Genomic DNA, 26,481 nt, shown 5'->3' on the forward strand with positions numbered 1-26,481 from the left:
CTAGAGCCGGGGAGGTTGCCGGAACGTTGCGACGCGCACGGCGGCCGGCGCGTCCATCGCCTGGCGGGGACCGCTGGTCAGGCCGTATGCCGCGCGCAGCCGGTGCGCGGTGGCCAGCGGTGCGCTGCGGGCGGGGGAGCGCTCCGGCAGGGCGTCCACCAGCGCTTCCCAGATCTCCAGGTCGTCCTCGCCCCAGGAGGTGCGCGACCACTCGCGCAGCAGGGCGGGGTCCCGGGCGCCGAGCAGCGCGGAGCGCATCCGGTCGGCCAGCGCACCGCGCAGCCGCTGGACACCGGGTGCTTCGGACAGCGGCAGCAGCGGACCGCGGTAGGCCTGCAGCGCGGAGCGCACCTCGCCGGCCGTCAAGGCCTCCTCGACCGCGCCGAGATCGGTCTCGACGGGCCTGCTCAGCCGGTACGGACGGGAATGCAGCAGGGTGCCGACCAACTGCCGCAGCCGGGACAGTTCGGCCCGCAGGGTCACCGGGCGCATCTCCCGCTCGCCGTACAGCAGCACCGAGAGCTGATCACCCGTCAGCCCCTCGGGGTGCCGGGCCAGCAGCACCATGATCTCGCTGTGCCGCCGGCCGAGCCGCAGCCGCTCCCCGTCCATGACCAGCAGCGCCTCGTCCCGGCCGAGCGCCGACAGGCAGACGCCCAACTCCGGTATGTCCGCGGCGAGATGGGCCTCGGCGGCGCGCGCGGTGGCCTGCACCAGCGCCAGGCTGTGCGGACTTGCCACATGGTCCCCGCCGGTGATGTCCACCGCGCCCAGCAGCCGGCCGGTCCGCGGATCGTGCAGCGGGGCGGCGGCACAGCTCCAGCGCTGCACCTGCCGGTTGTAGTGCTCGGCGGCGAAGATCTGTACGGCGTGCTCGGCGGCGAGGGCGGTGCCCGGGGCGTTGGTGCCGGCGTGCCGCTCGTCCCAGCGGGCGCCGATGACGAAGTTCATCCGCTCGGCACTGCGCCGCACCCCCGGGTGCCCCTCCACCCACAGCAGTCTGCCCTGCGGATCGCAGACGGCCAGCAGATGCGCGCCGTCCTGCGCGAAGCTGCCCAGCAGCTCACGGAAGACCGGCATGGCGCGGGCCAGCGGATGGCCGTCCCGGTAGGCGCTCAGCGCGGCCTCGTCCAGTTCGATGGGCGCGGCGCCGTCCGCCGCCGCGTGCGCCTCGGCGGAGCGGCGCCAGGAGTCGGCGACCACCCGCCGGACCGGCGGCCCGACGGTCCCGTCGGCCAGGAAGGCGGCATGGGCCCTGCGCACCGTGCGGGTGCGCTCCACCGGATCGGCTCCGGTCTCCATCGCCAGCCAAGGGTTGACCACGTGTCACCTCTTCAGTGCGGCTCCTGCCCCCGTACGGCCGATGGTGCTCGTACGGGGCGGAGCCGTAAACCCCGCGCGGCGTGCCGGGCGGGATCATAGGGCGCGCGGCGAGCGGTCGGGCGCCGTCCCGGTAAGTCGCGCGCGACGGAACCGGGCGGGACCCACAGGCGACCGGGACGGCGAACGGGCGGACGGCCGGGACGGCGAACGGGCGGACGGCCGCTGCCCCCGCCCGCCCGGCTCCGGACCGGCCGCCGCTACGTGATCGCCTTGATCAGCTCACCGTTGGGGGTGTCGCCGCTCAGCTCCCAGAAGAACGTGCCGCCCAGGCCCTGGGCGTCCTTGAAGGCCATCTTCGTGCCGATGGTCTCCGGGGTGTCATAGCTCCACCACTGGTCGCCGCACTTCGCGTAGGCGGTGCCGGCCACCTTGCCGGTGGCCGGGCAGCGGCTCTTGAGCACCTTGTAGTCGTCGATTCCTGCCTCGTACTTGCCCGGTGCCGCGCCGGTCGCCGTACCGCCCGGTGCGTTCTGGGTGACGCCCGACCAGCCGCGTCCGTAGAAGCCGATGCCGAGCAGCAGCTTGTTCGCCGGCACGCCCAGGCCCTTGAGCTTGGCGAGGGTGTCGGTGCTGTTGAAACCGGCCTTCGGGATGCCGTTGTACGACGTCAGCGGGGAGTGCGGCGCCGTCGGGCCCTTGGCGTCCCAGGCGCCGAAGTAGTCGTAGGTCATCGGGTTGTACCAGTCGACGTACTGGGCCGCGCCCGCGTAGTCGGCGGCGTCGATCTTGCCGCCGGCCGAGGCGTCCGCGGTGATCGCCGCGGTCACCAGACCGCTCCCGCCGAACTTCGACCGCAGCGCCTTGAGCACCTTGGTGAAGGCGTCCCGGCCGCTGGTGTCGCAGGTCAGACCGCAGGCGTTGGGGTACTCCCAGTCGATGTCGATACCGTCGAAGACATCCGCCCAGCGCTTGTCCTCGACCAGGTCGTAGCAGGACTGCGCGAAGGCGGCCGGGTTCTTCGCGGCCTCGCCGAAGCCGCCCGACCAGGTCCAGCCGCCGAACGACCAGATCACCTTGAGGTTCGGGTGCAGCTTCTTGAGCTTTCTGAGCTGGTTGAAGTTCCCGCGCAGTGCGCCGTTGTCCCAGGTGTCGGCCTTGCCGTCGACGCTCTGACCGGCGGTGTAGGCCTTGTCGTAGTCGGCGTAGGAGTCACCGAGGGCGCACTTGCCTCCCTGGACGTTGCCGAAGGCGTAGTTGATGTGCGTCAGCTTGGCCGCCGAGCCGGATGTCTCGATGTTCTTCACGTGGTAATTGCGGTCGTAGACACCCCAGTTGGTGAAGTATCCGACGACCTTGCCGCCGCCCGCGGCGGGCGCCGCCGGGGCCGCTTCGCGCGGTGTGGTGGGGGCGTTCGCGGGGCTGGCGGAGGCCGGTCCGGCGAGCAGGGTGCCGGCCAGTGCCGCCGTACACAGCGCCGTGACGGCGGCGATCAGCCTGCGCGGTGATCGCATGCGGTGCGGTCTGAGCATGTCGTCTCCTCGGAGGGGGTGGGGGTGCCCGCGCCCTCCCGCACGGCCCGCCCGCCGGGCGGATGACGGGGCTCGGCGGGCACCCCCTGGGGGGAGCCTGACCTGCGTCCGAATTGGCATGAACGCGTGGAACGTTGGAGGAGAAGGTAGAAGGACTAGACCAGTGAGTCAATGGTTCGGACCAATTTCCCCGGCGGTCCTCGGCAGGGCCGGATCCCCCCAGTTCGTGATGATCAACCCGTGACGCGGAGCCGCCGATCGGGCATACTCCTAGCGCCACAGTCGCAGGTCATCGCCTTCCGAGACCCGGAACGCGATCATCGGCCTGGCACCACGGAAACCGGCGCCGCCGCCCACCCCGCGCGTGTCGCCGCAGCGCCCGACAGGGAGGAGAGCGCCGCCATGACCGAGTACGGCCCCCAGCCGGTGGACCGCAGGCTGCCCACCGACGAAGCCCGTGACCTGATGACGCTCGTACGCGAGCTCGCCGACCGCGAGATCCGGCCAACGGCCGCCGAGGAGGAGGACGCCGGCCACTTCCCGCGCGCGACCTTCACCCTGCTCTCGGAAGCCGGACTGCTGTCGCTGCCCTACGACGAGGAATTCGGCGGGGGCGGCCAGCCGTACGAGGTGTACCTCCAGGTGCTGGAGGAACTCGCCGCCGCCCGGCTCACCGTCGGCCTCGGCGTCAGCGTGCACACCCTCGCCTGTCATGCACTGGCCGGATTCGGCAGCAAGGAGCAGCGCGCCGAACACCTTCCCAACATGCTCGGCGGCGGACTCCTCGGTGCGTACTGCCTCTCCGAGCCCTCCTCGGGCTCCGACGCCGCCTCCCTGACCACCCGGGCCACCCGCGAGGATGGGGGCACCTCCCGCGCGAGCGAAGCCGAGCGTGGGGGAGCCTGGACGCTGGAGGGCACCAAGGCCTGGACCACCCACGGCGGGGTGGCCGATTTCTATACCGTGCTGGCCCGCACCGGCGGCAGCGGCGCCCACGGCATCACCGCCTTCCTGGTGCCGGGCGACGCCGAGGGGCTGAGCGCCGCGGTGCCCGAACGCAAGATGGGCATGAAGGGCTCCCCGACCGCCCAGCTGCACTTCGACGCCGTGCACGTTCCCGACTCCCGCCGCATCGGGGAGGAGGGACAGGGCTTCGCCATCGCTCTGTCCGCCCTGGACTCCGGGCGCCTGGGCATCGCGGCCTGCGCCATCGGCGTCGCCCAGGCGGCGCTCGACGAGGCGCTCGGCTACACCGCTGAACGACAGCAATTCGGCCGCCCGATCGCCGACTTCCAGGGCCTGCGCTTCATGCTCGCCGACATGGCCACCCAGATCGAGGCGGGCCGCGCCCTCTACCTCACCGCCGCCCGGCTGCGCGACGCCGGCCTGCCGTTCTCCAAGGAAGCGGCGATGGCCAAGCTGTTCTGCACCGACACCGCGATGCGGGTGACCACCGACGCCGTCCAGCTCCTCGGCGGCTACGGCTACACCCTCGACTTCCCGGCCGAGCGTTATATGCGCGAGGCCAAGGTCCTCCAGATCGTCGAGGGCACCAACCAGATCCAGCGGATGGTCATCGCCCGCCATCTCGCGGGGCCCGAAAAGCGCTGAGCCGGCCGGGGCGGGCGGGAGTCCCGGCCCGCCCCGTGCTGCCTTCTGTCCGGCCGGGGCGGGCGGCTGCCCACCCGCTCGCCGCCGCCCCGGCCGTCCATCAGGGCACGGAACCGCCTCCTTTCCCTTCCCGGTCTGGCTGTCCGCGCGGAGCTGACGTACCGTCAACTTCCGCCCACGGGCGCCGTTCCCGTGGTGTCGCCCTGCCGACCGCGCGCCCAGGAGGAGACCGTGCCCGACCGCCCGATCGCGCTCGACGAGTACCCGATCCACCAGGTCCCGCTCTCCCTGCGGCATGTCGCCACCGGCGACCGCAACGCCTACGACCGGTGCATCTTCCACGTCCTGGACCATTCCGGCCGCGCCCTGCTGATCGCCGGCCTCGGTGTCTACCCCAACACCGGTGTCATCGACGCCTATGCCACCCTCCGCCTCGGCGACCGGCTGTATGCCGTACGGGCCTCCGACGCGCTCACCGACGACCGCCTCGCGCTCACCGTCGGCCCGCTCACCATCACGGTCGAGGAACCGCTCGCCCGTCTGCGGCTGACCTGCGACCCGGACCCGGACGACCCGGACGGGCTGTCCTACGACGTGACCTGGAACGCGGCGTTCCCCGCGACGTGGGAGCCGCACCACACCCAGTACCGCGGTGACCGGCTGATGCTGGAGGGCCGGCGGTTCGTCCAGGCGGGCACCTGCACCGGCAGCATCCGCGTCGCCGGCCGGCGGCTCGCCGTCACAGCGGGGGAGTGGACCGGTACCCGCGACCGCAGTTGGGGCGTCCGCCCGATCCCCGGTGAGGACGGCGGCCGGGCCGCGGAGGAGCTGCGGCCCGAGGGCTTCCACTGGCTCTGGTGCCCGGTCCGCTTCGACGACCGCTTCGTGATGGTCATCGTCCAGGAGGACGCCGACGGCCATCGCACCCTGAACGAGGCCCTCGTGGTCCACGCCGACGGCCGCGAGGTCCAACTCGGCTGGCCGCACACCGACATCGGCTACCGCCCCGGCACCCGCCACCCCGAAAGCGCCGTCATCCACCTCACCGGCCCCGGCCGCACCCCCCGGGAACTCACCGTCCAGACCCTCACCTCCTCGCCCCTCGCCCTCGGCGCCGGCTATCTCCCCGCCGACGACTGGCAGCACGGCACCTGGCGGGGCCGGGGCTGGACCGACCGCCGCAGTTACGACCTCTCCGACCCGGCGGCACACCCGCACGCGGCCTACGGCGTCACCGACCACGCCGCCCGTTTCACCCTCGACGGCCGGACCGGCTACGGCATCTTCGAGCACGGCAGCTTCGGCCGGCACGATCCCAGCGGCTTCACCGGGTACGACTCCGTCGCGCCGGGGGCCGGACGATGACGGCCGCCCCGTCGCCCGATGCCCGGCAGGGCCGCTCCCGGCGTCCCCGTACCACCACCCGCGACCCCGAGGAACTCACCCGCCGGCTCACCGCCTGGCTCGGCACCCGGCTGCCCGGCGCGCGCGCCGTCGGCGCGACCGTCCCCGACTCCAACGGCATGTCCAGCGAAACGCTGCTCTTCGACATCGACCGCCCCGAGCCGACGTCCCCCGGGCACCCGACTCCGCCCGACCAGAAGAGCGCCCCCACCTCCTGTGCACTACGGCTCGCCGCCGACCCCGCCGCGTACACCGTCTTCCCCCGCTACGACATGGCCCGGCAGTACCGCACCATGCGCCTGGTCGCCGACCGCACCGACCTCCCGGTGCCCCGCACCTACTGGCTGGAGGAGGATCCGACGCACCTCGGCGCGCCGTTCTTCGTCATGGCCCGCGCCGACGGCCGCGTCCCGCCGGACGTCATGCCCTATACGTACGAGGGGAATTGGCTCCACGACGCCACCGAGGCCCAGCGCGACCATCTGGAGGCCGCCAGCGTCTCGGTCCTGGCGCGGCTGCACGACCAAGTCCCGCCCGCCGCAGCCGGCTTTCTCGCCACTCCGGGCACCGGAAGCGCGCTGCACCGTCACGTCGAGGCCCAACGCGCCTACTACTCCTGGGTCGTTGACGGCCGTCCGCGCTCCCCGCTCATCGAGCGCGGCTTCGCCCGGCTGGCCGACCACTGGCCGCCGGACCCCGGCGAGCCCGTTCTGACCTGGGGAGACGCCCGTATCGGCAATATCGTCTACGACGGGTTCGAACCGGCTGCCGTCCTCGACTGGGAGATGGCCGCCCTCGGCCCCCGCGAACTCGACCTGGGCTGGATGGTCTATCTGCACCGCTTCTTTCAGGACCTCACCGAGGCGAGCGGCAAACGGGGACTGCCCGGCCTGCTGCGCCGCGACCGGGTCGAGAGCCGCTATGCCGCGCTCACCGGGCACCGGCCCCGCGACATGGACTTCCACACCCTCTACGCGGCCCTGCGGCACGCCATCGTCATGCTGCGAGTGGCCTACCGCCAGGTCCACTTCGGAGAGCTGCCGGTGCCGGCCGACGCCGATGCGCTGATCCTCCACCGGGAGACACTGGAGGCGATGATCGAGGGCCGCTACTGGTGAGTGCGGCCCCTCGGGACGGTGTGCGGGGTGTTCAGGCGCGCGGACGCATCCGCGGCACCCGGACCGGAAGGGTGCCGGGTCCGCCGATGTGGGAGAACGGCTGGCGGCGCCAGTCCAGGCTCTCCGGGAGCGTCAGCAGCACCGCCGCGTCCTGCTCCTGGGCGTCCAGGGTGTCCTCGGCCTCCGGCGCCTCGGACGCCGGCCGGCCGGAGCCCTGGCACACCGTCAGCCCGAACGGGTTCCACGGCGAGGCGCACAGGGCGTGCTCCGGGAGCGTGTCCTCGTCCGCCAGCAGTGCGATCGGCTGCAGGCAGTCCGGGCAGGTCACCCGGTAGATCTCGTAGGTGTCGAAAGAGTCGTACTCGCCGTCGTCGCCGGAACTGTCGCCCTCCTGGGCGCCGGTGTTCACGGCAGCGGAGTCCTGCTCAAGGCGTCGCATGATGTGTATCCCCCTCGGGTGGGCCGGTCTTACCGCTGACTTCCTGTGACGGGCGGTCCCGGCCACCAGCAGCAATTCCCTTCATGCCGCACGCATAATCTCCGGCACCTCACCGACACCGGATCACCCGTGTGGTATTGGTCACACGACCCGGCGCAAGGGGGTCCACGAGCGGGCGCGCGGTGCGCACACGCGCCCGCGCGCAGTAGGTTGAGTACGTGGAGGAGTTGGACCGACAAATCGTGGATCTGCTCGTCAAGGACGGGCGGATGAGCTACACCGACCTGGGCAAGGCCACCGGCCTGTCCACCTCGGCGGTGCACCAGCGCGTGCGCCGCCTGGAGCAGCGCGGTGTCATCCGGGGCTACGCGGCGATCGTGGACCCCGAAGCGGTGGGCCTGCCGCTCACCGCCTTCATCTCGGTCAAACCCTTCGACCCCAGTGCGCCGGACGACATCGCCGACCGCTTGGCCGAGGTCCCCGAGCTGGAGGCCTGCCACAGCGTCGCGGGCGACGAGAACTACATCCTCAAGGTGCGGGTCGCCACCCCCTTGGAGCTGGAGCACCTGCTCACCCGCATACGCACCCTCGCCGGTGTCTCGACCCGCACGACAGTCGTGCTCTCCACGCCGTACGAGGCCCGTCCGCCCCGTATCTGACCGGTGATCGTCCCCCCGCGCGCGGACCGTCCGCACGCAGGGGCCAAACTGTCCGGTATGAGCGAGCGCATCCCCGATCCGGCCCGAGAGCACCCCACCGGCCCGGCCCGCCCCCGTACGGTCCTGCTGCGCGGCGGTGAGGTGCACAGCCCCGCGGACCCCTTCGCGACCGCCATGGTCGTCGAGGGCGACCGCATCGCCTGGGTGGGGGAGGAGGGCGCGGCGGACTCCTTCGCCGAGGGCGTGGACGAGGTCGTCCAGCTCGACGGTGCGCTCGTCACCCCGGCGTTCACGGACGCACATGTGCACACCACCGCGACCGGGCTCGCGCTCACCGGGCTCGATCTGTCCGGCGCCGGCACCCTGTCCGATGCGCTGGCCCGCGTCCGCGGATACGCGGCGGCGCGGCGGGCGGACCGGATTCTGCTCGGCCACGGCTGGGACGCCAGCGGCTGGCCGGAGGGCCGCCCGCCATCCCGCGCGGAACTGGACGAGGCCACCGGCGGCCGGCCGCTCTACCTCACCCGGGTCGATGTGCACTCCGCGGTCGTGACGACGGCGCTGCTCGACCTGGTCCCCGGGGTGCGCGAGCTGGCCGGATTCCGGGCCGACGCCCCGCTGACCGGGGACGCCCACCACGCGGTGCGCCAGGCCGCCTACGCCACGCTCACCCCCGCCCAGCGCACCGAGGCCCAGGCCGCCGCGCTCGCCCGCGCCGCCTCGCTCGGCATCGGCAGCATCCACGAGTGCGCGGGACCGGAGATCTCCGGTGCGGACGACTTCACCGCGCTGCTCGCCCTGGCCCGGGAGGGGAACGGCCCGCGGGTCGTCGGCTACTGGGCCGAGTTCGTCGCGTCCGCAAAGGACGCGGAACGGATCCGTGAACTCGGGGCCGTCGGCGCCGCGGGCGATCTCTTCGCCGACGGCTCGCTCGGCTCGCACACCGCCCATCTGCATGCCCCGTACGCCGACTCCCCCGGCCACACCGGCACCGCGCATCTCGACGCCGAAGCCGTCGCCGCCCATGTCGCCGCCTGCACCGAGGCCGGACTCCAGGCGGGCTTCCACGCCATCGGTGACGCGGCCCTGACCGGTGTCGTCGACGGCGTACGGGCCGCCGCCGAGCGCGTCGGCCTGGACCGGGTCCGGGCCGCCCGGCACCGCGTCGAGCACGCCGAAATGCTCACCGAGCGGACCATCGCGGGCTTCGCCGACCTGGCCCTGACCGCCTCCGTCCAGCCCGCCTTCGACGCGGCGTGGGGCGGCGCGGAGGGCATGTACGCCGCCCGGCTCGGCGTCGACCGGGCCCGCACCCTCAACCCGTACGCCGCGCTGCTCAAGGCCGGTGTCCCGCTCGCGCTCGGATCCGACAGCCCGGTCACCCCCCTCGACCCCTGGGGCACCGTACGGGCCGCCGTCTTCCACCGCACCCGCGCCCACGGCATCTCCGCACGCGCCGCGTTCACCGCCCACACTCGCGGCGGCTGGCGCGCCGTCGGCCGGGACGACGCGGGCGTCCTGGTGCCCGGCGCCCCCGCCGACTACGCGGTCTGGCGCACCGGCGAACTGCTCGTCCAGGCGCCCGACGAGCGGGTGGAGCGCTGGTCCACCGACCCCCGCTCCGGCACCCCCGGCCTGCCCGATCTCACCCCCGGCACCGACCTCCCGGTGTGCCTGCGCACGGTCGTCGGCGGGCGGACGGTCTTCGGGCCGCCGAACGAGTGACATCACGCAGGCACGTGCCACCACGGACCGTGCTTGCTGCTCCTTGGCACACCTGCGTGCGCTCGCGGCTGACCTGGGGCGACGCGAAACGACGCAGGCGGAGCACCTGTTGACAGCAGGCGGTCGGCGGCCGGTAGGTTCGGCCGAGTCCACCACAGGACGCCCGACCGGCAGATCTCCGTGCAGTCGTCGAACGCAGCTGGGCCATGGGGCGGTGCGCCACTGGAGCGCACCGCCACTGGGAGCCAGGTCCAGGACCCGCGGCACGGGGCGACGGAAGGTTTCGGCCGGTCGGCGGGTGCGACCCGGGTGGGGCCCGGACGCTCAGTAGACAACGGCTTTCGGTCGATCCGCAGCCAGCGGGTCCCAGGTCGGCCCGAAGGGCGCCGGGCCCCTATCCGCACCACGCGGTGCCGCGCCATCCCCTCCCCGCGCTGCATTTCACCTTTTGTGCACCCCGCATCCGCAACCCCGCCTTCCCGATGTACGGTCAGCTCACCATCCCACGACCTGCAGGAAGGCTCGCGACCGTGCCATCGGGCTCCGACACCACCGAAGAAGCCGTCAGCGGCACCACGCCCGACGGCCCGGTGCCCCCAGCAGGGACGGGCTCCACCGCCGCGCCCGCACGCCCCGGACGCGCCCGGCGACTGGCCGCGCTGGCCCGCAAGGAGGCGCCGCGCAGCGGTCTCGCGGCCGCCGCCGGCCTGGCGCTCGGCCTCGCCTTCCCGCCGTACGACCTGTGGCCGCTGTCTTTGGTGTCCGTCGCCGCGCTGTCGCTGCTGACCCTCGGCCGGACCGCCCGCCAGGGTGCCTGGACGGGCTTCGTCTTCGGGCTGTCGTTCTTCCTGATCCTGCTGAAGTGGCTCCATGTCATCGGCTGGGACGCGGTGGTGGGCCTTTCCCTCATCGAGGCGTTCTTCCTGGCACTGCTCGGCGCGGGGCTCGCCGTCACCTCCCGGCTGCCGGTCCGGCCGCTGTGGGCCGCCTGTCTGTGGGGCGCCGAGGAGTGGGCCCGCGACCGGCTGCCGCTGGGCGGCTTCCCGTGGGGACGGCTGGCGTTCGCCAACACCGGTTCGCCGTTCACCCCGCTCGCCGCGCTCGGCGGCGCCCCGCTGGTGACCTTCGCCGTCGCGCTGGCCGCGGCACTGCTCGCCGCCTGCGCCGTCACCCTCTGGGGACTGCGCGCGAACGGGACGCTGCGGCGGGCCGTCCCCGCCCTGGAGGCGTTCGGGCTGGCCGCCGCGGTCACCCTGGCCGGTGTGCTGGTGCCCGTCCCCACGAAGGCCGACGACACCGTCGACATCGCTGTCATCCAGGGCAACGTCCAGTCACCCGGCATGGACTTCCTCGGCCGCCCCATGATGATCACCGACAACCACGCCACCGCCACCGAGAAGCTCGCCGCCGACGTGAAGGCCGGCCGGGCCGAGAAGCCGGACCTGGTGATCTGGCCGGAGAACTCCTCCGACCTCGACCCGTACCAGTACCCGCAGGCGTACGACCGGATCGACGAGGCCGTGAAGGCCATCGGGGTGCCCGTCCTCGTGGGCGCACTGGTCGACCACCCCACCAAGCAGGGCTACGTCTTCAACGAGGGCATCGTCTGGGACCCGAAGAAGGGGCCGGGCGCCTCCTACACCAAGCAGCACCCGGTGCCGTTCGGCGAGTACGTGCCGTTCAAGGAGCAGCTCAGCAAGATCATTACGCGCTTCCAGCGGGTGACCCGCAACTTCTACCCCGGTGACCACACCGGCCTGCTCAAGGTCGGCCCCGCCCGGCTCGGCGACGTCATCTGCTTCGAGGTCGCCTACGACGAGATCGTCCACGACACCGTCAACGCCGGTGCCCGCGCGCTCGTGATCCAGACGAACAACGCCACCTACGGCCGCACCGGCCAGCCCGAGCAGCAGCTGGCGATGTCCAAGCTGCGTGCCGTCGAGCACGGCCGCGCCGTGGTCACCGCCGCCACCAGCGGAATCAGCGCGGTGGTCGCCCCGGACGGCACGATCACCCACCGCATCCCCGAGTTCACCCAGGGCGTGGTCTCCGCGCGGATTCCGCTGCGGGACGAAACGACGCTCGCCGACCGCGTCGGTGCCGCTCCGGAGTGGGCGCTCGCTATCGTGGGCCTCCTGTCCTGCGCCGCCGCGGCAGCCATCGGCAGGCGTGGGCGTACGAAGGACGAGAAGGGGCAGCAGTGACAGACGGTCAGCGGCAGTACGGTCCGCTCGGCACCACGTTGGTGATCATTCCGACGTACAACGAGGCGGAGAACATCAAGCCGGTCGTCTCGCGGGTGCGGTCCGCCGTCCCGGAGGCGCATGTCCTGATCGCTGACGACAACAGCCCGGATGGCACCGGCAAACTGGCTGACGAGCTGGCCGCCGCCGACGAGCACGTCCACGTCCTGCACCGCAAGGGCAAGGAAGGCCTCGGCGCCGCCTATCTCGCAGGCTTCCGCTGGGGCATCGACAACGGCTACGGCGTGCTGGTCGAGATGGACGCCGACGGCTCGCACCAGCCCGAGGAACTGCCCCGGCTGCTCACCGCGCTCAAGGGCGCCGACCTCGTTCTCGGCTCCCGCTGGGTGCCCGGCGGCCGTACCGTCAACTGGCCCAAGTACCGCCGGCTCATCTCCCGCGGCGGCAGCACCTACTCCCGGCTGGCGCTGGATCTGCCGCTGCGCGACATCACGGGCGGCTTCCGGGCCTTTCGCACGGAGGCACTCAAGGGGCTGGGCCTGGACGATGTCGCCTCCCAGGGCTACTGCTTCCAGGTCGATCTCGCCCGCCGCGCCGTGCAGGCCGGCTTTCACGTCGTCGAGGTCCCGATCACCTTCGTCGAGCGCGAGTACGGCGACAGCAAGATGAGCCGGGACATCGTCGTGGAGGCGCTGTGGCGCGTCACGGCCTGGGGCGTCGGCTCACGGGTCGACAAGATCCGCGGGCGCTGACATCGTCCCGGCCGCCCGGCCGCCCGGAGTTGATCAATCCGGCGCCCCTCGGGAAGGGCTGCCGGACGGGCCAGGCACACTTGAGGCATGACGTTCGGAGCCACGCCATCGCCGAGTCCCCGCCCGCCCCAGCGCTCGCGCGCCCGTAGGTTCGTCCCCTTGGGCATCGCCGCCTGGATGGTGCTGGAGATCTGGCTGCTCACCGTCGTGGCCGGCGCCACCAACGGGCTGACCGTGCTGCTTCTGCTGGTGGCCGGAGTGATCGTCGGCGGATATGTGGCCAAGCGGGCCGGGCGCCGCGCCTGGCGGAATCTCACCGAGAGCCTGCAGACCGTCGGCGACCCGTCGGCACCCGGCAACTCCCCGTCCGGCAACGGCGGATCCGGCAACGGCACTTCGGGCGGCGGCAATACGCTCCCGATGGTGGGCGGGCTGCTGCTGATGCTGCCGGGGCTGGTGTCCGACGCACTGGGGCTGCTCTGCCTCTTCCCGCCGACCGGAAAACTGCTCCAGCGCCGCGGGGAGAAGCTGCTGTCCCGGCGCGCGGGCTACGCCCCGGGCTCGTTCGGCGACGCCTTCCAGCAGGCCCGGATGCACCGGCCGGACGGCAAGGTCGTCCAGGGCGAGGTCATCCGCGACGACGAGCCCCCGGCCGCGCGCCGTCAGGACCCGCCGCTCACCGGCTGAGCGCGCCGACGGCCGGGCCGAGCGGCCGCGGAGAACGACAAGGGCCGGGGCCACCGCGCGATGCGGTGACCCCGGCCCTTGCGTGCTGCTTGCCGCAGGCCCGCGGTCAGGCGGACTTGCGGTTGCTGTCGCGCGGATGCACGGCAATGTTCATGGTGCCGGAGCGCAGGACGGCCAGCCGTTCGGCCAGCACCTCCTCGAGCTCCTCGCGGGTGCGCCGCTCCATGAGCATGTCCCAGTGCGTACGCGCGGGCTTACCCTTCTTCTCCTCGGGGCCGTCGCCATCCACCAGAAGAGAGGGTGCACCACATACCTTGCACTCCCACTCCGGCGGAATCTCGGCCTCAACCGAGAACGGCATCTCGAATCGATGTCCGTTCTGGCATGCGTACTCCACCGCCTGGCGCGGGGCCAGGTCGATGCCGCGGTCGGTCTCGTAGCTGGTCACCACGAGTCGCGTGCCGCGGAGAGCTCGCTCACTCATGAATCGTGCCTCCCGGGCTTGTCGCCCACAGGACAGGTGTCGCTGTCGTCGTCATCCGGTCAACGTCCGGTCGGCGGTGAAGATTCCCGAATCCGGGATATGAGCCCACCCGTCGCCCACCACCGCCCTTGACGGAGGCGCTGTGCGCCGCTGCCTACCTTCGTGCCGCCCCTTGTTGTACCCACCGGCGCCCGGTTTGTCACATCTGGCAGCAGATGTCACCCAGCGCCTTCCATGCTTGAGCGCGCAGTAACGGTCCGCCTGGTGAGCCAAAGGCGTACACTACCGCCCCGCACGCCTGGAGGCTAAATCCGGTCAGGTACCGGATTTCCGGCCGCCGCGATCGCCCGGCCCACCGGGACCCGCGCCAGCAGGACGAAACCGATCACGAAGAACCCCACCAGGGACACGATCGCGTCCCGGTAGCTCCCGGTGAGCTGATAGGCCACCCCGAACACCAGCGGCCCCAGCCAGCTCACACCCCGGTCACTGATCTCGTACGCGGAGAAGTACTCCGCCTCCTCGCCGCGTGGCACCAGATGCGAGAACAGCGAGCGCGACAGCGCCTGGCTGCCGCCCAGGACCAGACCGATGCCGGCGGCGAGCGCGAAGAAGCACAGCGGCGCCCTCGCGGGCAGGGTGTAGCCGGCCGCGAGGGTCAGCGCCCAGGCCACCAGTGATGCCAGGATCGTCCGCTGTGCGCCGTACCGCCTGGCCAGGCGGCCCATCAGCAGGGCCCCCGCCGCGGCCAGCACCTGCACCAGAAGGACCGCGATGATCAGCGTCGTCTGGTCCAGCCGCAGCTCCTCGGCGCCGTACACGGACGCCTGGGTGATCACCGTCTGTATCCCGTCGTTGTAGAGGAGATAGGCGAGGAGGAAAGACAGGGTGAGGGGGCGGCGGCGCATCCCGCGCAGGGTCTTCCGCAGCTGCCGCCATCCCTGGCCGGGCGAGGCGCCGCGGTCCTTGCCGGACGCTCCGGTGGCGGCTCCGGCGGCCGCCGTGCGCCGGTCACGCAGCCGTCGCAGCGGGATCAGCGAGAACGCGCCCCACCACAGCCCCGCCGACGCCAGGCAGATGCGCACCGCGGTGCCCTCGGAGATGCCGAAGGAGTCGTGGGCGCCGTAGAGGACCAGATTGGCGACCAGGACCAGCGCCCCGGCCGCGTAGCCGAAGGCCCAGCCCCGTGACGAGACCGCGTCGCGCTCCTCGGGAGCGGCGATCTGCGGCAGGTAGGAGTTGTAGAGCATCATCGCCACCACGAACGCCACATTCGCGATGACCAGCAGCGCCCCGCCCAGCAGATAGCGCTCGCCGTCGAGGAAGAACATTCCGGTCGTCGCCGCCGCGCCCGTATAGGCGCAGCAGCCCAGCAGCGGCTTCTTTCGGCCGGTCCGGTCGGCCAGCGCCCCGGCGAGCGGCATCGCCAGTACGGACAGCAGCAGCGACGCCGACACCGTGTACGCGTAGAAGGAACCCGCGCGTACCGGTATGCCCAGCGGGTGCACAAAGCCGTCCGCGTCCGCGGCGGCCTTTGCCACCGACGTCAGATACGGCCCGAGGAACACCGTCAGCACGGTGGTCGAATAGACGCTGTTGGCCCAGTCGTACCAGTACCAGCCGCGCTGTTCGCGGCGTCGCTCGGCCGTCTCGTCCACGGCCTCGGCCATTGCGCTCCGCACGCCCACCCCCGTCGTCCCGTCCCCGTTCACGGCGGCGGACAGGCCGACGGACCCGGGCGGCTCAGACCCAGCACCCCCGCTCGGTCAGCACCGTCCGCAGCGTCTCGATGTGATCGGTCATGATGCCATCCACACCGAAGTCCAGCAGGGCGGTCATCCGATCCGGATCATTGACCGTCCAGACGTGGACCTGCATGCCCAGCGCATGCGCGGCGCGCAGGAACAGCGGATCGACGACCGGGATGCCGGACTGCCGCTCGGGAACCTGGACGCAGACCGCGCTGCGCCGCACCGCCGCACCCAGCAGCCGGTCGAGCGGCAGCACTCCGCGGCCGTATGAGCGCAGCCGCAGACCGGCCACCCCACGGGTGCCGAGCGAACTCGCCATCCGCCGGCCGGCCATCCGCTGGGCCCGCGCCACCCGGGCCTCCGAGAACGAGCCGACGCACACCCGGTCCCAGGCGTGCGTACGGCGGAGCAGGTCCAGCAGTGGCGGCAGCGCGGCCTCGGCCTTGAGATCGATGTTCCAGCGCGCCTCGGGGAACTCCTCCAGCAGCTCTTCGAACAGCGGCAGCGGTTCCTGTCCGCCCACCCGGGCCCGGCGCACCGTCCGCCAGGGGAGCCGGCCGATCGCGCCACGGGTGTCCGTGACGCGGTCGAGCGTCGCGTCGTGGAAGGCGACGAGCTTGCCGTCCGATGTGGCGTGCACATCGGTCTCCAGGTAGCGGTAGCCGAGGCCGACCGCGCGGCGGAAGGCGGCGGCGGTGTTCTCCAGGCCCTCCGCGTCCCCGCCCCGGTGGGCGAAGGCGAGCGGGACGGGGTGGTCGAGATAGGCGTGGCGGATGCGTATCGCTGAGGTCACTCCGGCAGTATGGCGCGCTCAGGTGAAGGCTCTCCGCGGGCCACCACCGGGGACGGCTGCGCCAAAGTGCCCTTGATCGCGAAGCGGCGGAGGAAGAACTGTGCCAGCGGGCCGATGGCCAGCGCATAGACCACCGTGCCGACGCCGACGGAGCCGCCGAGCAGATAGCCCGCCGCGAGCACCGTCACCTCGATGCAGGTCCGCACCAGCCGCACCGGGCGGCCGGTCCGCCGGTGCAGCCCGGTCATCAGCCCGTCGCGCGGGCCGGGGCCGAAGTCGGCGGAGATGTACAGACCGGTCGCGGCGCCGTTCAGGAGGACGGCGCCGGCCAGCAGCGGAATACGGGCGCCCAAGGAGTCCAGGTCCGGCACCCAGGCCAGCGTCGCGTCCATCACCAGCCCCAGCACCACCACATTGGACACCGTGCCCAGGCCGGGGCGCTGGCGCAGCGGTATCCACAGCAGCAGGATCAGCGCGCCGGACACGATGGTGACGGTGCCGATCGACAGACCCGTATGCCGGGATATGCCCTGGTTGAGCACGCTCCACGGCTCCAGTCCCAGCTCCGCCCGGAGCATCAGGCCCATGCTCACGCCGTACAGCGTCAGTCCCGTATAGAGCTGAACCAGGCGGCGCGCCTGCAGGCCCCTCCCCGGGCCGGACCTACTGATCATGGGCACGACATTCCCCCTCCTGGCAGGATTGGACCGACGCATGACACCATGTGGCGTGTCCGGGCTCGGGAAGTAGAGCCAATTCGGGGAAGGTGGACTGATCTTCATGGCTCAGTGGACTTCAGCGGTTGGCGCACCCCAACTCGCCCGGCTGCTCCGGTCGCAGGACCCACGTGACGCCCAACTCGCCTCCGGCGGCCGCCGGTTGCCCGCCTACCGCAGCCTCGCCGACGGTGTGCGCCTGCTCGTACTGGAAGGCCGGATACCGGTCGCCGCGCGTCTGCCGGCCGAGCGCGAACTGGCCGCCGCCTTCGGCGTCAGCCGCACCACCGTCGCCGCCGCCTACGAAGCGCTGCGCGCCGAGGGGTTCCTGGAGTCCCGGCGCGGCTCGGGCAGTTGGACCGCCGTCCCGGCCGGCAACCCGCTGCCCACCCGTGGCCTGGAACCGCTGCCGCCGGAGGCCGCCGGCTCCATGATCGACCTCGGCTGTGCCGCCCTCCCGGCCCCCGAACCCTGGCTCACCCGTGCCGTCCAGGGCGCCATGGCCGACCTTCCGCTCTACTCCCACACCCACGGCGACTACCCGGCCGGTCTGCCCGTCCTCCGCCAGGCCCTCGCGGACCGCTACACCGCCCGCGGCATTCCCACCATGCCGGAACAGATCATGGTGACCACCGGCGCGATGGGCGCCGTCGCCGCGATCTGCCGGCTCTGTACCGGCCCCGGCGAGCGCGTGGCCGTCGATTCGCCCTCGTACGCCAACATCCTCCAGCTGATGCGGGACGCCGGCGCCCGGCTCGTCCCGGTCGCCCTCGGGGACAAGCTGGCCGGCTGGGACATCCCCCTCTGGCGCCAGGTGATGCGGGATGCCGCGCCCCGTATGGCCTACGTCGTGGCCGACTTCCACAACCCCACCGGCACCCTCGCCACCGAGGACCAGCGCCGCCGGATGGTCGACGCCGCCCGCTCGGCCGGTACCCTGCTCGTCGTCGACGAGACCATGACCGAACTCCGTTTGGACGAGGACGCCGAACAGCCGCGTCCGGTCTGCGCGTTCGACCCGGCCGGCAGTGCGGTGATCACCGTCGGCTCGGCGAGCAAGGCGTTCTGGGCCGGCATGCGGATCGGCTGGGTGCGTGCCGCCCCCGACATCATCCGCAGTCTGGTCGCCGCCCGCGCCTACTCCGACCTGGGCTCGCCGGTCCTCGAACAGCTCGCCATCGCCTCGCTCCTGGAGAGCGGCGGCTGGGAGCAGGCCGTCGGCATCCGCCGGGAGCAGGCGCGCGAGAACCGCGACGCGATCGTCGAGGCGCTGCACCGGCACCTTCCCGACTGGGAATTCAGCGTGCCCCGCGGCGGCCTCACCCTCTGGGCGCGGACCGGCGGACTCTCCGGCTCCCGGATCGCCGAGGCGGGCGAGCGGCTCGGGGTGCGGGTGCCCTCCGGTCCGCGCTTCGGTGTCGACGGCGCCTTCGAGGGCTTCGTGCGGCTGCCGTTCACGGTCAACGGGGCGGTCGCCGACGAGGCCGCGGTCCGGCTGGCGGGTGCCGCACGGCTGGTGGCGACGGGGGCACCGGTGGAGGCGGAGTTGCGGCATACGTTTGTGGCCTGAGGGGGCTTCGGCGCATTTCCCGGGGGCGGAGGGATGCCCTGGCTGGACGGACCTCGCGCGGACGGAGCGGACTCGGGCCCGTACCGGCGGGCCGTCTCCCGGGGCCTGACGTGCCTCCGGGCCGAAGGGACGCCCCGGGGCCGGACGGAGCGGACTCCAGGGGCTGGTACCGGCGGGCGGATGAGCCTCACCCGTCCGCCCGGACGGCCTCCACCGTTCCCTTGATCACACGGGGCTTGGCGCCCTTGTCGGTCCGTACCCGCGCGCTCGCACCCACCGGTTCGGCGGCGGACGGTTCGGGGGCAGTCGGTTCGGCGGCGGAGCCGGTCTCCTCGGCGTCCCGTTCCGTCTTGGCCGCCTCGACCGCCGCCGAACCGTCGACCGGCTCCGCCCGGGTGCCACGCCCGGACCCGCCGCCGTCGGAGGACTTGCCGGTCCCCACCCGCTCGCTGCCGGCCGCGGGCTTGCCCACCTCCGCCGGTTTGCCGGCCTCCACCCGCTTGCCGCCGGTCACCGATTCGGTGGCCCCCGCCCCGTCCGCCGGAACCGTACGTTCCGGCAGCAGGGCCAGGACCGCCTCCCGGTGCGCCTGGCCGGTGGCGTCATCGAGCGGATCGGGAGTGGCCGGTACCTGGAGCCGCAGCACGGGGGCGTTCCCCAGCCGCGCATAGCCACGGCCCGGCGGCACCTGTGCCGGTGGGGTGGTGTGCGGCGGCGCCCCGAGCACCGCCCGTACCTCCTCCGCCGTGGCGGGGCCGAGCACCACCCGCGCCTTGGTGTGCGCCCGCACCGGATCGCTCAGCAGCTCGGCGGTCTCGAACTGGTCGGCCACGACCACTGTGACCTGCGCGGCCCGGCCGTGCCGCAGCGGCACCTGGAGCCACTGCTGCGGATCGTCCCGGCCCTCCGCGACGGCGATGTGGGACAGCGCCGTCGGACGGTCCGCGATGATCCACAGCGGTCGGCGGGTGTCGTCCGGCGCCGCCCCGCCGGCCTGCCGCGCCCGGTTCCCCGCGATCAGCCGCCGCTCGGTCTCGTGCGACGCCCACTCCAGCGTCGCCAGTGCCCCCGCCAGCCCGCTCTCCACCCCGAGCACACCGCTGCGCCCGGCCAGACATCCGTACTCACCGGTGCCGCTGCCGTCGATGACCAGCACATCGCCGTGCTGGAGCGCCTGGAGAGCGATCGAGCGCAGCAGGGTCGTGGCGCCGGTCCCCGGCTGCCCCAGGACGAGCAGATGCGGTTCGGTGGAGCGGTGCCCGGTGCGCCAGACCACCGGCGGGGCGTCCCGGGTCTCCTGGCCGCCGGTGACCGGCAGGGTCCGCGGTACGGAGTCCGGGTCGGTGAAGCCGAGCACCGTCTCGCCCGGCGAGGTGACGAAGCGCTGGGCGGCGATATCCGCGGGCAGCGGGTCCAGCGCGGTCAGGGTGAGCTGATTGGCCAGCTCGTCCCAGGTGAAGTGGTACTCCCGGCCGCGCCCGGCCTTGGCGTACAGCACCTGCTCGATGCGGACCCGGGACCGGTCCTCACCGTCGGTGAAGTACGCCGGGTACTTCAGCTGGAGTCGCTCCAGCCGCCCGCTGTCGTCGAAGGCGTACTCGGTGAAGGCCCGCTCCCAGTCACCGCCGTGCGCATACAGCGGGCCGGGGTCCCCCTCGGCGGAGAGGTAGGGCACCAGTGCCTCGTAGAGCGCCCGCAGCCGCTCGGTCTCGGCCTCGCTGGGGCCGGTCGCCACGGGCGTACGCTCCCGCCCCGCCCAGGCCCCCGCGCCCATCAGCGCGATCAGGGCGAGCAGCGGCCCGTAGGGCACCAGCCACACCACCAGGCCGCATGCGCCCACGAAGAACGCCAGCGGGCCGCGCTGGTCCTTGGGCGTCTCGGCCCAGCGTCCCCGGCCGGCCGCGCCCAGCCGGCGCAGCCCGCGGCCGATGGTGATCAGCGGGTGGAACACATCGGAGGCGCTGTCGGCGGCCGTACGCGCGAGTTCGCGACTACGGGCGAGCGAGGCGCTGTGTGCCATACGGGCGAGCGGTGCGCTGGTGGTCAGGATGCGGGGCAGGGGGCGCCGGGCCACGTCATCTCCTGTTGCTCGTGCGGTGGTCGTACGGGAATCGGCGTGGGCTGCGGGGAGCGGGCGTGCCGCACACGGAGCCGCCCGGACGGGAGCCGGTGCGGCCCGTGCGGGCGGAACCCGTGGTGGTGCGCCGCGAGGCGGACGGCCCTAGATCTTGATCCCCCCGAGGAGGCTGGCCAGGCTCGCCCCGCCCGCCTTGATGCTGGGCGCGATGGCGGAGCTGGCGAGGTAGAACCCGAAGAGCGCGGAGACCAGAGCGTGGGACAACTTCAGGCCGTCTTTCCGGAAGAAGAGGAAGACGATGACACCGAGCAGGACGACGCCGGAAATGGACAGAATCATGGGGGGTTCTCTCCTGGGTGGTGGGGACGGTCACCATGAGTTCTTCCAGCCTCGCCGCACGTATCAAGCCACGAAAAGCTGCAAATGGGTGATTTGTCAGGGAAATTCCCCAAATGGGTGCAGCTCCAGGGCGTGCCGGATCCGTATGTGCTCCGCGTGTCGCACTCCGCCCCCGCCGACCCGGCACAATCGTGGGGTGCCGAAGCAGAAGAACACGCCCCGCCGCCCCGCCGCCGTCACCCCCACCTCGCCGTGCCCCTGCGGACGCGCCGAGACCTACCGCGACTGCTGCGCCGCATTCCACCAGGGCCGCGCCACCGCCCCGACCGCGGAGCGTCTGATGCGCTCGCGCTACAGCGCCTTCGCCGTCGGCGACACCGGATATCTGCTGCGCACCTGGCACCCGACGACCCGCCCGGCCGCCCTCGACCTCGAACCGGCACAGTGCTGGACCGGCCTGGACATCCTCGGCGCGACCGGCGGCAGCGCCTTCCACACCGAAGGCACCGTGGAATTCCGCGCCCACTACAGCCTGCACGGCCACGCCGACAGCCAGTACGAGCACAGCCGCTTCGTCCGCGAGGACGGCCAGTGGGTCTACCTCGACGCGCTGCCGTAGGCGTAGGTCTCACCCATCGCGGCCCCCTGGTACGGGCCGGTCACAGCCCGCGCAGCTGGTCGATCTCCCGGCGGTCGCGCTTGGTGGGACGTCCGGTGCCGCGGTCGCGGATCCCGATCACCGGCACCTCTTCGCGCGGCGGGGGCGGCGGGCTGTTGTCGATGAAGCACTCCGCCGCGATGGCCGCGCCCACCCGCTTGCGCACCAGCCGGGTGACGACCACGATCCGCTCCCGGCCCGCGTGCCGCAGCCGCACCTCGTCGCCGTTGCGCACACCGTGGGCCGGCTTCACCCGCTCACCGTTGACCCGTACGTGCCCCGCGCGGCAGGCCGTCGCCGCCAGTGAGCGCGTCTTGGTGAGTCGTACGGACCAGATCCAGCTGTCGATGCGGGTGGTCCCCTCGTCTGAAGCCATACCGAAACTCTAGAACGGACGGCCGCGGGCGGGCTGCCCCGACGGGCCTACGCGGACGACCTCTTGGTGGTCTTTTTCGCCGCGGCCTTCTTGGCGGTGCTCTTCGTGCTCTTCGAGGCGGTCTTCCGGGAAGTGGCGGTTGCCGCCTTCCCGGAAGTACCGGCGGCCGCGGTCGTCTTGGCCGTCGAAGTGCCCTTCGCCCGCCCGCCGGCGGCCTTCGGGGCGGCCGCCGTCTTCTTCGCGGGAGCCTTCTTCGCGGTGGCCGCCGCGGTCTTCTTGCCCGTTGCCTTCTTCGCCGCCGCGCCGCTCCTCTTGGCGGTGCCCTGCTGCGCCTCGCCCTTCTCGGCCGCCTTCCGCCCCCGTATGGGCGTCACCGAGGCCGACTCGGACTCCTCGCGCTCCTCCGGGCCGCCCCGCGCCGCCCGGACGCTCTTCTCCAGCGCCGCGGTGAGGTCGATGACCTGGGCGGACGTATCCGACGCGGCTGCGGCGACCGGCTCGCCCTCAAGCTTGGCGGCGACCAGCTCCTCGACGGCCGCACGGTAGTCGTCGTGGAGTTCGGCGGGGTCCAGCTCGCCCAGGGAGTCCATCAGGGTCTCGGCCAGCGTCAGCTCGTTCTCGCGGAGCTCGACGTCCTCGGGGGCCACACCGGTGACGGGCCGGATCTGATCCGGCCACAGCAGCGTATGCATCACGATCGCCCCGTCGTGCGCCCGCAGCATCGCCAGGGACTCCCGTCCCCGCATCGCCACCTTGCCGACCGCGACCTTCCGGTGGTCCTCCAGCGCCTCCCGCAGCAGCGCGTACGGTTTGGCGGCGGCCGCCCCGTTGGGTCCCAGGTAGTACGCCTTGTCCATCTGGAGCGGGTCGATCTCGGCGGGGTCGACGAACGACAGGATCGACAGCGTCTTGGCGGTGGGCATCGGCAGCTGGGACAGATCGTCATCGGTGATCGGCACGATGGTGTCGTCGCCGGGCGCCTGATAGCCCTTGCCGACCTCCTCGTTCGAGACCTCCTTGCCGTCCAGCTCACAGATCTTCCGGTACTGGATCTGCGCGCCGTCCTTCTCGTGGATGCGCACGAAAGACACCGACGAGGTGCGGTCGGTGGCGCTGTAGGTCTTCACGGGGATGGTGACCAGGCCGAACGATATGGACCCATTCCATATAGAACGCATATTTCATCCCTTGTGTGGGATTCTCATCGTATGTCGCCGATCACCGTTGTGGAGGGGCGGCGCCTCTCGCTGACCAACCTGGACAAGGTCCTCTATCCCGAGACCGGCACCACCAAGGGTGAGGTGCTGCACTACTGCACCACCACCGCAGGCCCGCTGCTCGCCCACCTCCACGACCGGCCGCTCTCCTTTCTGCGCTACCCCGACGGGCCGGACGGCCAGCGCTTCTTCACCAAGAATCTGCCGCCCGGCACGCCCTCCTGGGTGAAGACGTGCGAGGTCCCCCATTCGACGTCGGGGCCCACCCGGCAGGTCCTGCTGCAGGACCTGCCCTCGCTCGTCTGGGCCGCGAACCTGGTCGTCGAGCTGCACACCCCGCAGTGGACCCGGCAGGCGCCGGGCGTCGCCGACCGGCTGGTCTTCGACCTCGACCCCGGCGACCCGGCGACCATCGTGGAGTGCTGCACCGCGGCCCGGTGGCTGCGCGAGCGGCTGGCGGCCGACGGCCTCGACGTCTACGCCAAGACCAGCGGCTCCAAGGGTCTGCACCTCATCGTGCCCGTCGAGCCCACCCCGTCCGAGCGGACCACCGCCTACGCCAGGACCCTCGCCGTCGAGGCCGCCGCGGCGCTCCCGGGCCTGGTCCTGCACAAGATGACCAAGGCGCTGCGCCCCGGCAAGGTCTTCATCGACTTCTCCCAGAACGCCGCCGCCAAGACCACCGCGGTCGCCTACACCCTGCGCGCCCGCGCCACCCCCACCGTCTCGGCACCGGTCACCTGGGACGAGGTCGCCGACTGCACCGATCCGCAGCAACTCACCTTTCTCTTCAGCGACATCGCGCCCCGCTGCGAACGCCACGGCGATCTGCTCGCCCCGCTCCTCGACCCGCACCGGGCCCGTCCGCTGCCGGCCGCGGCGCCCCCTCGGGCGGGGTCCGCCTAGCGTTCGCCGCGGCCCGGTGCGGTCCGGTGCGGTCGGCGGCCTACGGGCCGCTCATACCGCGTGCGGCCGTGGCCAGGAGGCGCGTGCGGCGGTCCCGAGCCAGGTGATGACGGCACCGGCCGTGGTGTCACCCAGGGCCGCGATCTCCGCCAGGGCGGCCAGGTCCCCGTCCGTCGGAGCGACACCGGCCGCGGTCAGCGCGGCCTGGAGCTCCAGCCGCCGGCGGTCGGGCATGGCAACCGGCCCCTGCCGCTGCTCCTCGGGGCGCGGCGGCAGCAGCGGCCGGTCCTGCGGGTGCGGGGGGCCGATGTGCAGCCGGTCCTCCGGGCGGGGCGGCGGCAGCACATGGCCGGCGTGGGAGGCGGGCTGGGGCGGCGGCCCCTGCGGTTCCGCGGGCGCGCCGAGCCGGTCCTCGGGGCGCGGGGGAGCGAGGACGTACTGCGGCGTCACGCCGTAGGGCGGGGGAGTGGGGCGGTGGTGCGGCATGGGGGCCTCCACAACTCACGGTCCGAAGGGGGCAAGGGATTCGGTGAATGAGGCTGTCAACTCTTCGGAAGCAGGGCGGTAGGGGTTCGGTTGCGTACGGGGCGCGGGTTCACCCGATGGGCCCAAGGGGTGTGGGCATCGTCGACGCGGATCTCCTCGGCGGGCCCGATCCATCAGCCCGCCCGGACTCCGGGTGCCCTCGCTCATTGCATTCCCCGGCATTCACCCGTATCCCTTCGCGCTCATTCACGTTCAACAGGGGGCCATCGCACGGACGTTGGCATACAGCGTTCCTCTCTCACCTCCACTGAACCGGCACAATCCGTATCCGTCACATCCCGCACATCCCTCGCGGGAAGCCCCAAACGGTGATTTCCGCGACTGCCGAATCGAAACCCCGGTGAGCGGTGGCCTTCTGACGGGGAATGGATTGCGGTGGCGTTTTCTGGTGAATTCGGCGATTACCACGGGGTGGACACATAACTCTTGCCCGGTGTTCACACTGTGGTGATTACCGCGATGGAAAGCTTCCTGCGGCCGCTCCCAACGGCCGGCGCCGGTCGTGCCCCACATTTTCGCGACTCGGTGCCACAATTCGGGGAGAGGACACCCTTCGTGGACAACACCCGCGTGAAGCGTCGCGCCCGTATCGCGCTGGCCCTCGCCGGCGGTACGGCATTGACGGCGATGGTCGCCCAGATTCCGGCGAGTGCGACGGGCGGCTCGGCCGCACCGCACCATGCCGCCGGCGCAGCCGCCGCTCAGCAGTCATCCCGTTCCGCCGGCGCGGCCGGCGACAGGTCGTACGACGACACGTACTACAAGGACGCCATCGGCAAGACCGGCCAGGCACTCAAGGATTCGCTGCACCAGATCATCAGCAGCACCCAGACCGGAAAGCTGACGTACGACCAGGTCTGGGACGCCCTCAAGGAAACCGACCAGGACCCGGACAACAGCGCGAACGTCATTCTGCTCTACACCGGCCGTTCGCAGAGCAAGGACGCCAACGGCGGCAACCCGGACGACTGGAATCGTGAGCACGTCTGGGCGAAGTCGCACGGTGACTTCGGCACCGACACCGGTCCCGGCACGGACATCCACCATCTGCGCCCGGAGGACGTGTCGGTCAACAGCATCCGCGGCAACAAGGACTTCGACAACGGCGGTACGAAGGTCGAGGAGGCGCCCGGAAATCTCTCCGACGACGACTCCTTCGAGCCCCGGGACGCGGTCAAGGGCGATGTCGCCCGCATGATCCTGTACATGGCCGTCCGTTATGACGGCGGTGACGGATTCCCCGATCTGGAGCCCAATGACAAGGTCGACAACGGCACCCAGCCGCATATCGGCCGGCTCTCCGTTCTCAAGAAGTGGAGCGACGAGGACCCGCCGGACGCCTTCGAAAAGCACCGCAACCAGGTGATATTCGACAAGTTCCAGCACAACAGGAACCCGTTCATCGACCACCCCGAGTGGGTCGGCAAGATCTGGTAGACCGCTCCGGCCGGGGCCGGGGGGCCCACCGCCGGGCCCCGCCCACGGGCTACAGCACCCCGGGGCCCCCGCCACGGGTGGGGTAGGCCCACCCGCCCCCGGCCGGTGTCATATAAACAAAAGAAGCTGCCGACGACTCATATAGTGTATATATAGGTGG

24 protein-coding genes are annotated in these 26,481 nt (G+C 72.1%); 12 read left to right on the forward strand and 12 right to left on the reverse strand.

From position 1 onward, the window contains the following. Positions 1-1,323: a GAF domain-containing protein gene (locus ACFW5B_RS13125; protein WP_386437742.1), complete on the reverse strand. Its 1,323-nt coding sequence runs from the start codon at positions 1,321-1,323 to the stop codon at positions 1-3. A 257-nt stretch (positions 1,324-1,580) separates the two neighbouring features. Then, positions 1,581-2,852, reverse strand: a complete 1,272-nt coding sequence (locus ACFW5B_RS13130; RefSeq protein WP_386437744.1) for a glycoside hydrolase family 18 protein — start codon at positions 2,850-2,852, stop codon at positions 1,581-1,583. A 402-nt stretch (positions 2,853-3,254) separates the two neighbouring features. On the opposite strand from ACFW5B_RS13130, the gene ACFW5B_RS13135 reads away from it, so the two are divergent. From ACFW5B_RS13135 to ACFW5B_RS13145, 3 genes are all read left to right on the forward strand, one after another. Beyond that, the gene (locus tag ACFW5B_RS13135) at positions 3,255-4,463 is read left to right on the forward strand and encodes an acyl-CoA dehydrogenase family protein (RefSeq protein WP_386437747.1); all 1,209 of its coding nucleotides are present in this window, start codon (positions 3,255-3,257) and stop codon (positions 4,461-4,463) included. A 231-nt stretch (positions 4,464-4,694) separates the two neighbouring features. Beyond that, positions 4,695-5,828, forward strand: coding sequence for a hypothetical protein (locus tag ACFW5B_RS13140; protein WP_386437749.1), 1,134 nt, complete (start codon positions 4,695-4,697; stop codon positions 5,826-5,828). Further along, entirely contained in the window at positions 5,825-6,985 is a 1,161-nt protein-coding gene (locus ACFW5B_RS13145) for a phosphotransferase family protein (RefSeq protein WP_386437752.1), read from the forward strand. The genes ACFW5B_RS13140 and ACFW5B_RS13145 overlap by 4 nt, the downstream gene beginning before the upstream one ends. 31 nt (positions 6,986-7,016) lie before the next feature. On the opposite strand, the gene ACFW5B_RS13150 is transcribed toward ACFW5B_RS13145, so the two are convergent. Beyond that, positions 7,017-7,433, reverse strand: coding sequence for a hypothetical protein (locus ACFW5B_RS13150; protein WP_386437818.1), 417 nt, complete (start codon positions 7,431-7,433; stop codon positions 7,017-7,019). Between the two features lie 209 nt (positions 7,434-7,642). Between ACFW5B_RS13150 and ACFW5B_RS13155 the strand changes: the two genes are divergently transcribed. The 5 genes from ACFW5B_RS13155 to fxsA all read left to right on the forward strand — a co-directional run bounded on the left by ACFW5B_RS13155 (position 7,643) and on the right by fxsA (position 13,451). Further along, positions 7,643-8,083, forward strand: a complete 441-nt coding sequence (locus ACFW5B_RS13155) for an Lrp/AsnC family transcriptional regulator (RefSeq protein ID WP_026170119.1) — start codon at positions 7,643-7,645, stop codon at positions 8,081-8,083. 57 nt (positions 8,084-8,140) lie between these two features. After that, entirely contained in the window at positions 8,141-9,808 is a 1,668-nt protein-coding gene (locus ACFW5B_RS13160) for an amidohydrolase (protein ID WP_386437757.1), read from the forward strand. A gap of 530 nt (positions 9,809-10,338) precedes the next feature. Beyond that, complete coding sequence (gene lnt, locus ACFW5B_RS13165; RefSeq protein ID WP_386437759.1) at positions 10,339-12,012, forward strand: apolipoprotein N-acyltransferase; 1,674 nt, start codon at positions 10,339-10,341, stop codon at positions 12,010-12,012. Beyond that, on the forward strand, positions 12,009-12,764 hold the full coding sequence (locus tag ACFW5B_RS13170) for a polyprenol monophosphomannose synthase (RefSeq protein WP_386437763.1): 756 nt from the start codon (positions 12,009-12,011) through the stop codon (positions 12,762-12,764). Before lnt ends, ACFW5B_RS13170 begins: the two co-directional genes overlap by 4 nt. A gap of 87 nt (positions 12,765-12,851) precedes the next feature. Then, positions 12,852-13,451, forward strand: coding sequence for an FxsA family membrane protein (fxsA, locus tag ACFW5B_RS13175; protein WP_386437766.1), 600 nt, complete (start codon positions 12,852-12,854; stop codon positions 13,449-13,451). 106 nt (positions 13,452-13,557) lie between these two features. Here fxsA and ACFW5B_RS13180 read toward each other — a convergent pair whose 3' ends face one another. The 4 genes from ACFW5B_RS13180 to ACFW5B_RS13195 form a co-directional block, all read right to left on the reverse strand. Then, on the reverse strand, positions 13,558-13,935 hold the full coding sequence (locus tag ACFW5B_RS13180) for an RNA polymerase-binding protein RbpA (protein WP_026170122.1): 378 nt from the start codon (positions 13,933-13,935) through the stop codon (positions 13,558-13,560). A gap of 305 nt (positions 13,936-14,240) precedes the next feature. Continuing rightward, positions 14,241-15,605, reverse strand: a complete 1,365-nt coding sequence (locus tag ACFW5B_RS13185) for an MFS transporter (RefSeq protein WP_386437770.1) — start codon at positions 15,603-15,605, stop codon at positions 14,241-14,243. Between the two features lie 73 nt (positions 15,606-15,678). Then, positions 15,679-16,479 carry a glycerophosphodiester phosphodiesterase family protein gene (locus ACFW5B_RS13190; RefSeq protein ID WP_386437773.1) on the reverse strand — a complete coding sequence of 267 codons (801 nt, stop codon included), beginning with the start codon at positions 16,477-16,479 and terminating at the stop codon, positions 15,679-15,681. After that, positions 16,476-17,153 (reverse strand): YitT family protein, encoded by a 678-nt coding sequence (locus tag ACFW5B_RS13195; protein ID WP_386437776.1) that lies wholly within the window; start codon positions 17,151-17,153, stop codon positions 16,476-16,478. Before ACFW5B_RS13195 ends, ACFW5B_RS13190 begins: the two co-directional genes overlap by 4 nt. Before the next feature lie 106 nt (positions 17,154-17,259). Between ACFW5B_RS13195 and ACFW5B_RS13200 the strand changes: the two genes are divergently transcribed. Continuing rightward, positions 17,260-18,765, forward strand: coding sequence for a PLP-dependent aminotransferase family protein (locus tag ACFW5B_RS13200; protein ID WP_386437779.1), 1,506 nt, complete (start codon positions 17,260-17,262; stop codon positions 18,763-18,765). A 187-nt stretch (positions 18,766-18,952) separates the two neighbouring features. On the opposite strand, the gene ACFW5B_RS13205 is transcribed toward ACFW5B_RS13200, so the two are convergent. Further along, positions 18,953-20,839 carry a hypothetical protein gene (locus ACFW5B_RS13205; protein WP_386437781.1) on the reverse strand — a complete coding sequence of 629 codons (1,887 nt, stop codon included), beginning with the start codon at positions 20,837-20,839 and terminating at the stop codon, positions 18,953-18,955. Positions 20,840-20,986: 147 nt separating this feature from the next. Further along, complete coding sequence (locus ACFW5B_RS13210; protein WP_018092434.1) at positions 20,987-21,181, reverse strand: hypothetical protein; 195 nt, start codon at positions 21,179-21,181, stop codon at positions 20,987-20,989. 196 nt (positions 21,182-21,377) lie between these two features. Between ACFW5B_RS13210 and ACFW5B_RS13215 the strand changes: the two genes are divergently transcribed. Continuing rightward, on the forward strand, positions 21,378-21,800 hold the full coding sequence (locus ACFW5B_RS13215; protein WP_386437785.1) for a YchJ family protein: 423 nt from the start codon (positions 21,378-21,380) through the stop codon (positions 21,798-21,800). Positions 21,801-21,840: 40 nt separating this feature from the next. Here the strand turns inward: ACFW5B_RS13215 and ACFW5B_RS13220 are convergent, their stop codons facing one another. Both ACFW5B_RS13220 and ACFW5B_RS13225 read right to left on the reverse strand, forming a co-directional pair. Continuing rightward, positions 21,841-22,215, reverse strand: coding sequence for an RNA-binding S4 domain-containing protein (locus tag ACFW5B_RS13220; RefSeq protein ID WP_386437788.1), 375 nt, complete (start codon positions 22,213-22,215; stop codon positions 21,841-21,843). Between the two features lie 47 nt (positions 22,216-22,262). After that, entirely contained in the window at positions 22,263-23,393 is a 1,131-nt protein-coding gene (locus ACFW5B_RS13225) for a Ku protein (protein WP_386437791.1), read from the reverse strand. A 30-nt stretch (positions 23,394-23,423) separates the two neighbouring features. On the opposite strand from ACFW5B_RS13225, the gene ligD reads away from it, so the two are divergent. Next, on the forward strand, positions 23,424-24,338 hold the full coding sequence (gene ligD, locus ACFW5B_RS13230; protein WP_386437794.1) for a non-homologous end-joining DNA ligase: 915 nt from the start codon (positions 23,424-23,426) through the stop codon (positions 24,336-24,338). 51 nt (positions 24,339-24,389) lie between these two features. Here the strand turns inward: ligD and ACFW5B_RS13235 are convergent, their stop codons facing one another. Next, positions 24,390-24,824 (reverse strand): hypothetical protein, encoded by a 435-nt coding sequence (locus tag ACFW5B_RS13235; RefSeq protein ID WP_386437797.1) that lies wholly within the window; start codon positions 24,822-24,824, stop codon positions 24,390-24,392. 615 nt (positions 24,825-25,439) lie between these two features. On the opposite strand from ACFW5B_RS13235, the gene ACFW5B_RS13240 reads away from it, so the two are divergent. Further along, positions 25,440-26,321: an endonuclease I family protein gene (locus ACFW5B_RS13240; protein ID WP_386437800.1), complete on the forward strand. Its 882-nt coding sequence runs from the start codon at positions 25,440-25,442 to the stop codon at positions 26,319-26,321. Positions 26,322-26,481: the final 160 nt, after the last annotated feature.

The sequence above is a fragment of the Streptomyces sp. NPDC058773 genome (genome assembly GCF_042746015.1).
GTDB lineage: Bacteria > Actinomycetota > Actinomycetes > Streptomycetales > Streptomycetaceae > Streptomyces.

What these genes read in the sequence shown, in the direction of transcription:
- ACFW5B_RS13210 (WP_018092434.1), bottom strand. Translation starts at nt 21,181, where the DNA reads ATGATTCTGTCCATTTCCGGCGTCGTCCTGCTCGGTGTCATCGTCTTC.
- ACFW5B_RS13225 (WP_386437791.1), bottom strand. Translation starts at nt 23,393, where the DNA reads ATGCGTTCTATATGGAATGGGTCCATATCGTTCGGCCTGGTCACCATC.
- ACFW5B_RS13195 (WP_386437776.1), bottom strand. Translation starts at nt 17,153, where the DNA reads ATGATCAGTAGGTCCGGCCCGGGGAGGGGCCTGCAGGCGCGCCGCCTG.
- ACFW5B_RS13220 (WP_386437788.1), bottom strand. Translation starts at nt 22,215, where the DNA reads ATGGCTTCAGACGAGGGGACCACCCGCATCGACAGCTGGATCTGGTCC.
- ACFW5B_RS13235 (WP_386437797.1), bottom strand. Translation starts at nt 24,824, where the DNA reads ATGCCGCACCACCGCCCCACTCCCCCGCCCTACGGCGTGACGCCGCAG.
- ligD (WP_386437794.1), top strand. Translation starts at nt 23,424, where the DNA reads ATGTCGCCGATCACCGTTGTGGAGGGGCGGCGCCTCTCGCTGACCAAC.
- ACFW5B_RS13135 (WP_386437747.1), top strand. Translation starts at nt 3,255, where the DNA reads ATGACCGAGTACGGCCCCCAGCCGGTGGACCGCAGGCTGCCCACCGAC.
- ACFW5B_RS13185 (WP_386437770.1), bottom strand. Translation starts at nt 15,605, where the DNA reads ATGGCCGAGGCCGTGGACGAGACGGCCGAGCGACGCCGCGAACAGCGC.
- ACFW5B_RS13180 (WP_026170122.1), bottom strand. Translation starts at nt 13,935, where the DNA reads ATGAGTGAGCGAGCTCTCCGCGGCACGCGACTCGTGGTGACCAGCTAC.
- ACFW5B_RS13200 (WP_386437779.1), top strand. Translation starts at nt 17,260, where the DNA reads ATGGCTCAGTGGACTTCAGCGGTTGGCGCACCCCAACTCGCCCGGCTG.
- ACFW5B_RS13130 (WP_386437744.1), bottom strand. Translation starts at nt 2,852, where the DNA reads ATGCTCAGACCGCACCGCATGCGATCACCGCGCAGGCTGATCGCCGCC.
- ACFW5B_RS13160 (WP_386437757.1), top strand. Translation starts at nt 8,141, where the DNA reads ATGAGCGAGCGCATCCCCGATCCGGCCCGAGAGCACCCCACCGGCCCG.
- fxsA (WP_386437766.1), top strand. Translation starts at nt 12,852, where the DNA reads ATGACGTTCGGAGCCACGCCATCGCCGAGTCCCCGCCCGCCCCAGCGC.
- ACFW5B_RS13145 (WP_386437752.1), top strand. Translation starts at nt 5,825, where the DNA reads ATGACGGCCGCCCCGTCGCCCGATGCCCGGCAGGGCCGCTCCCGGCGT.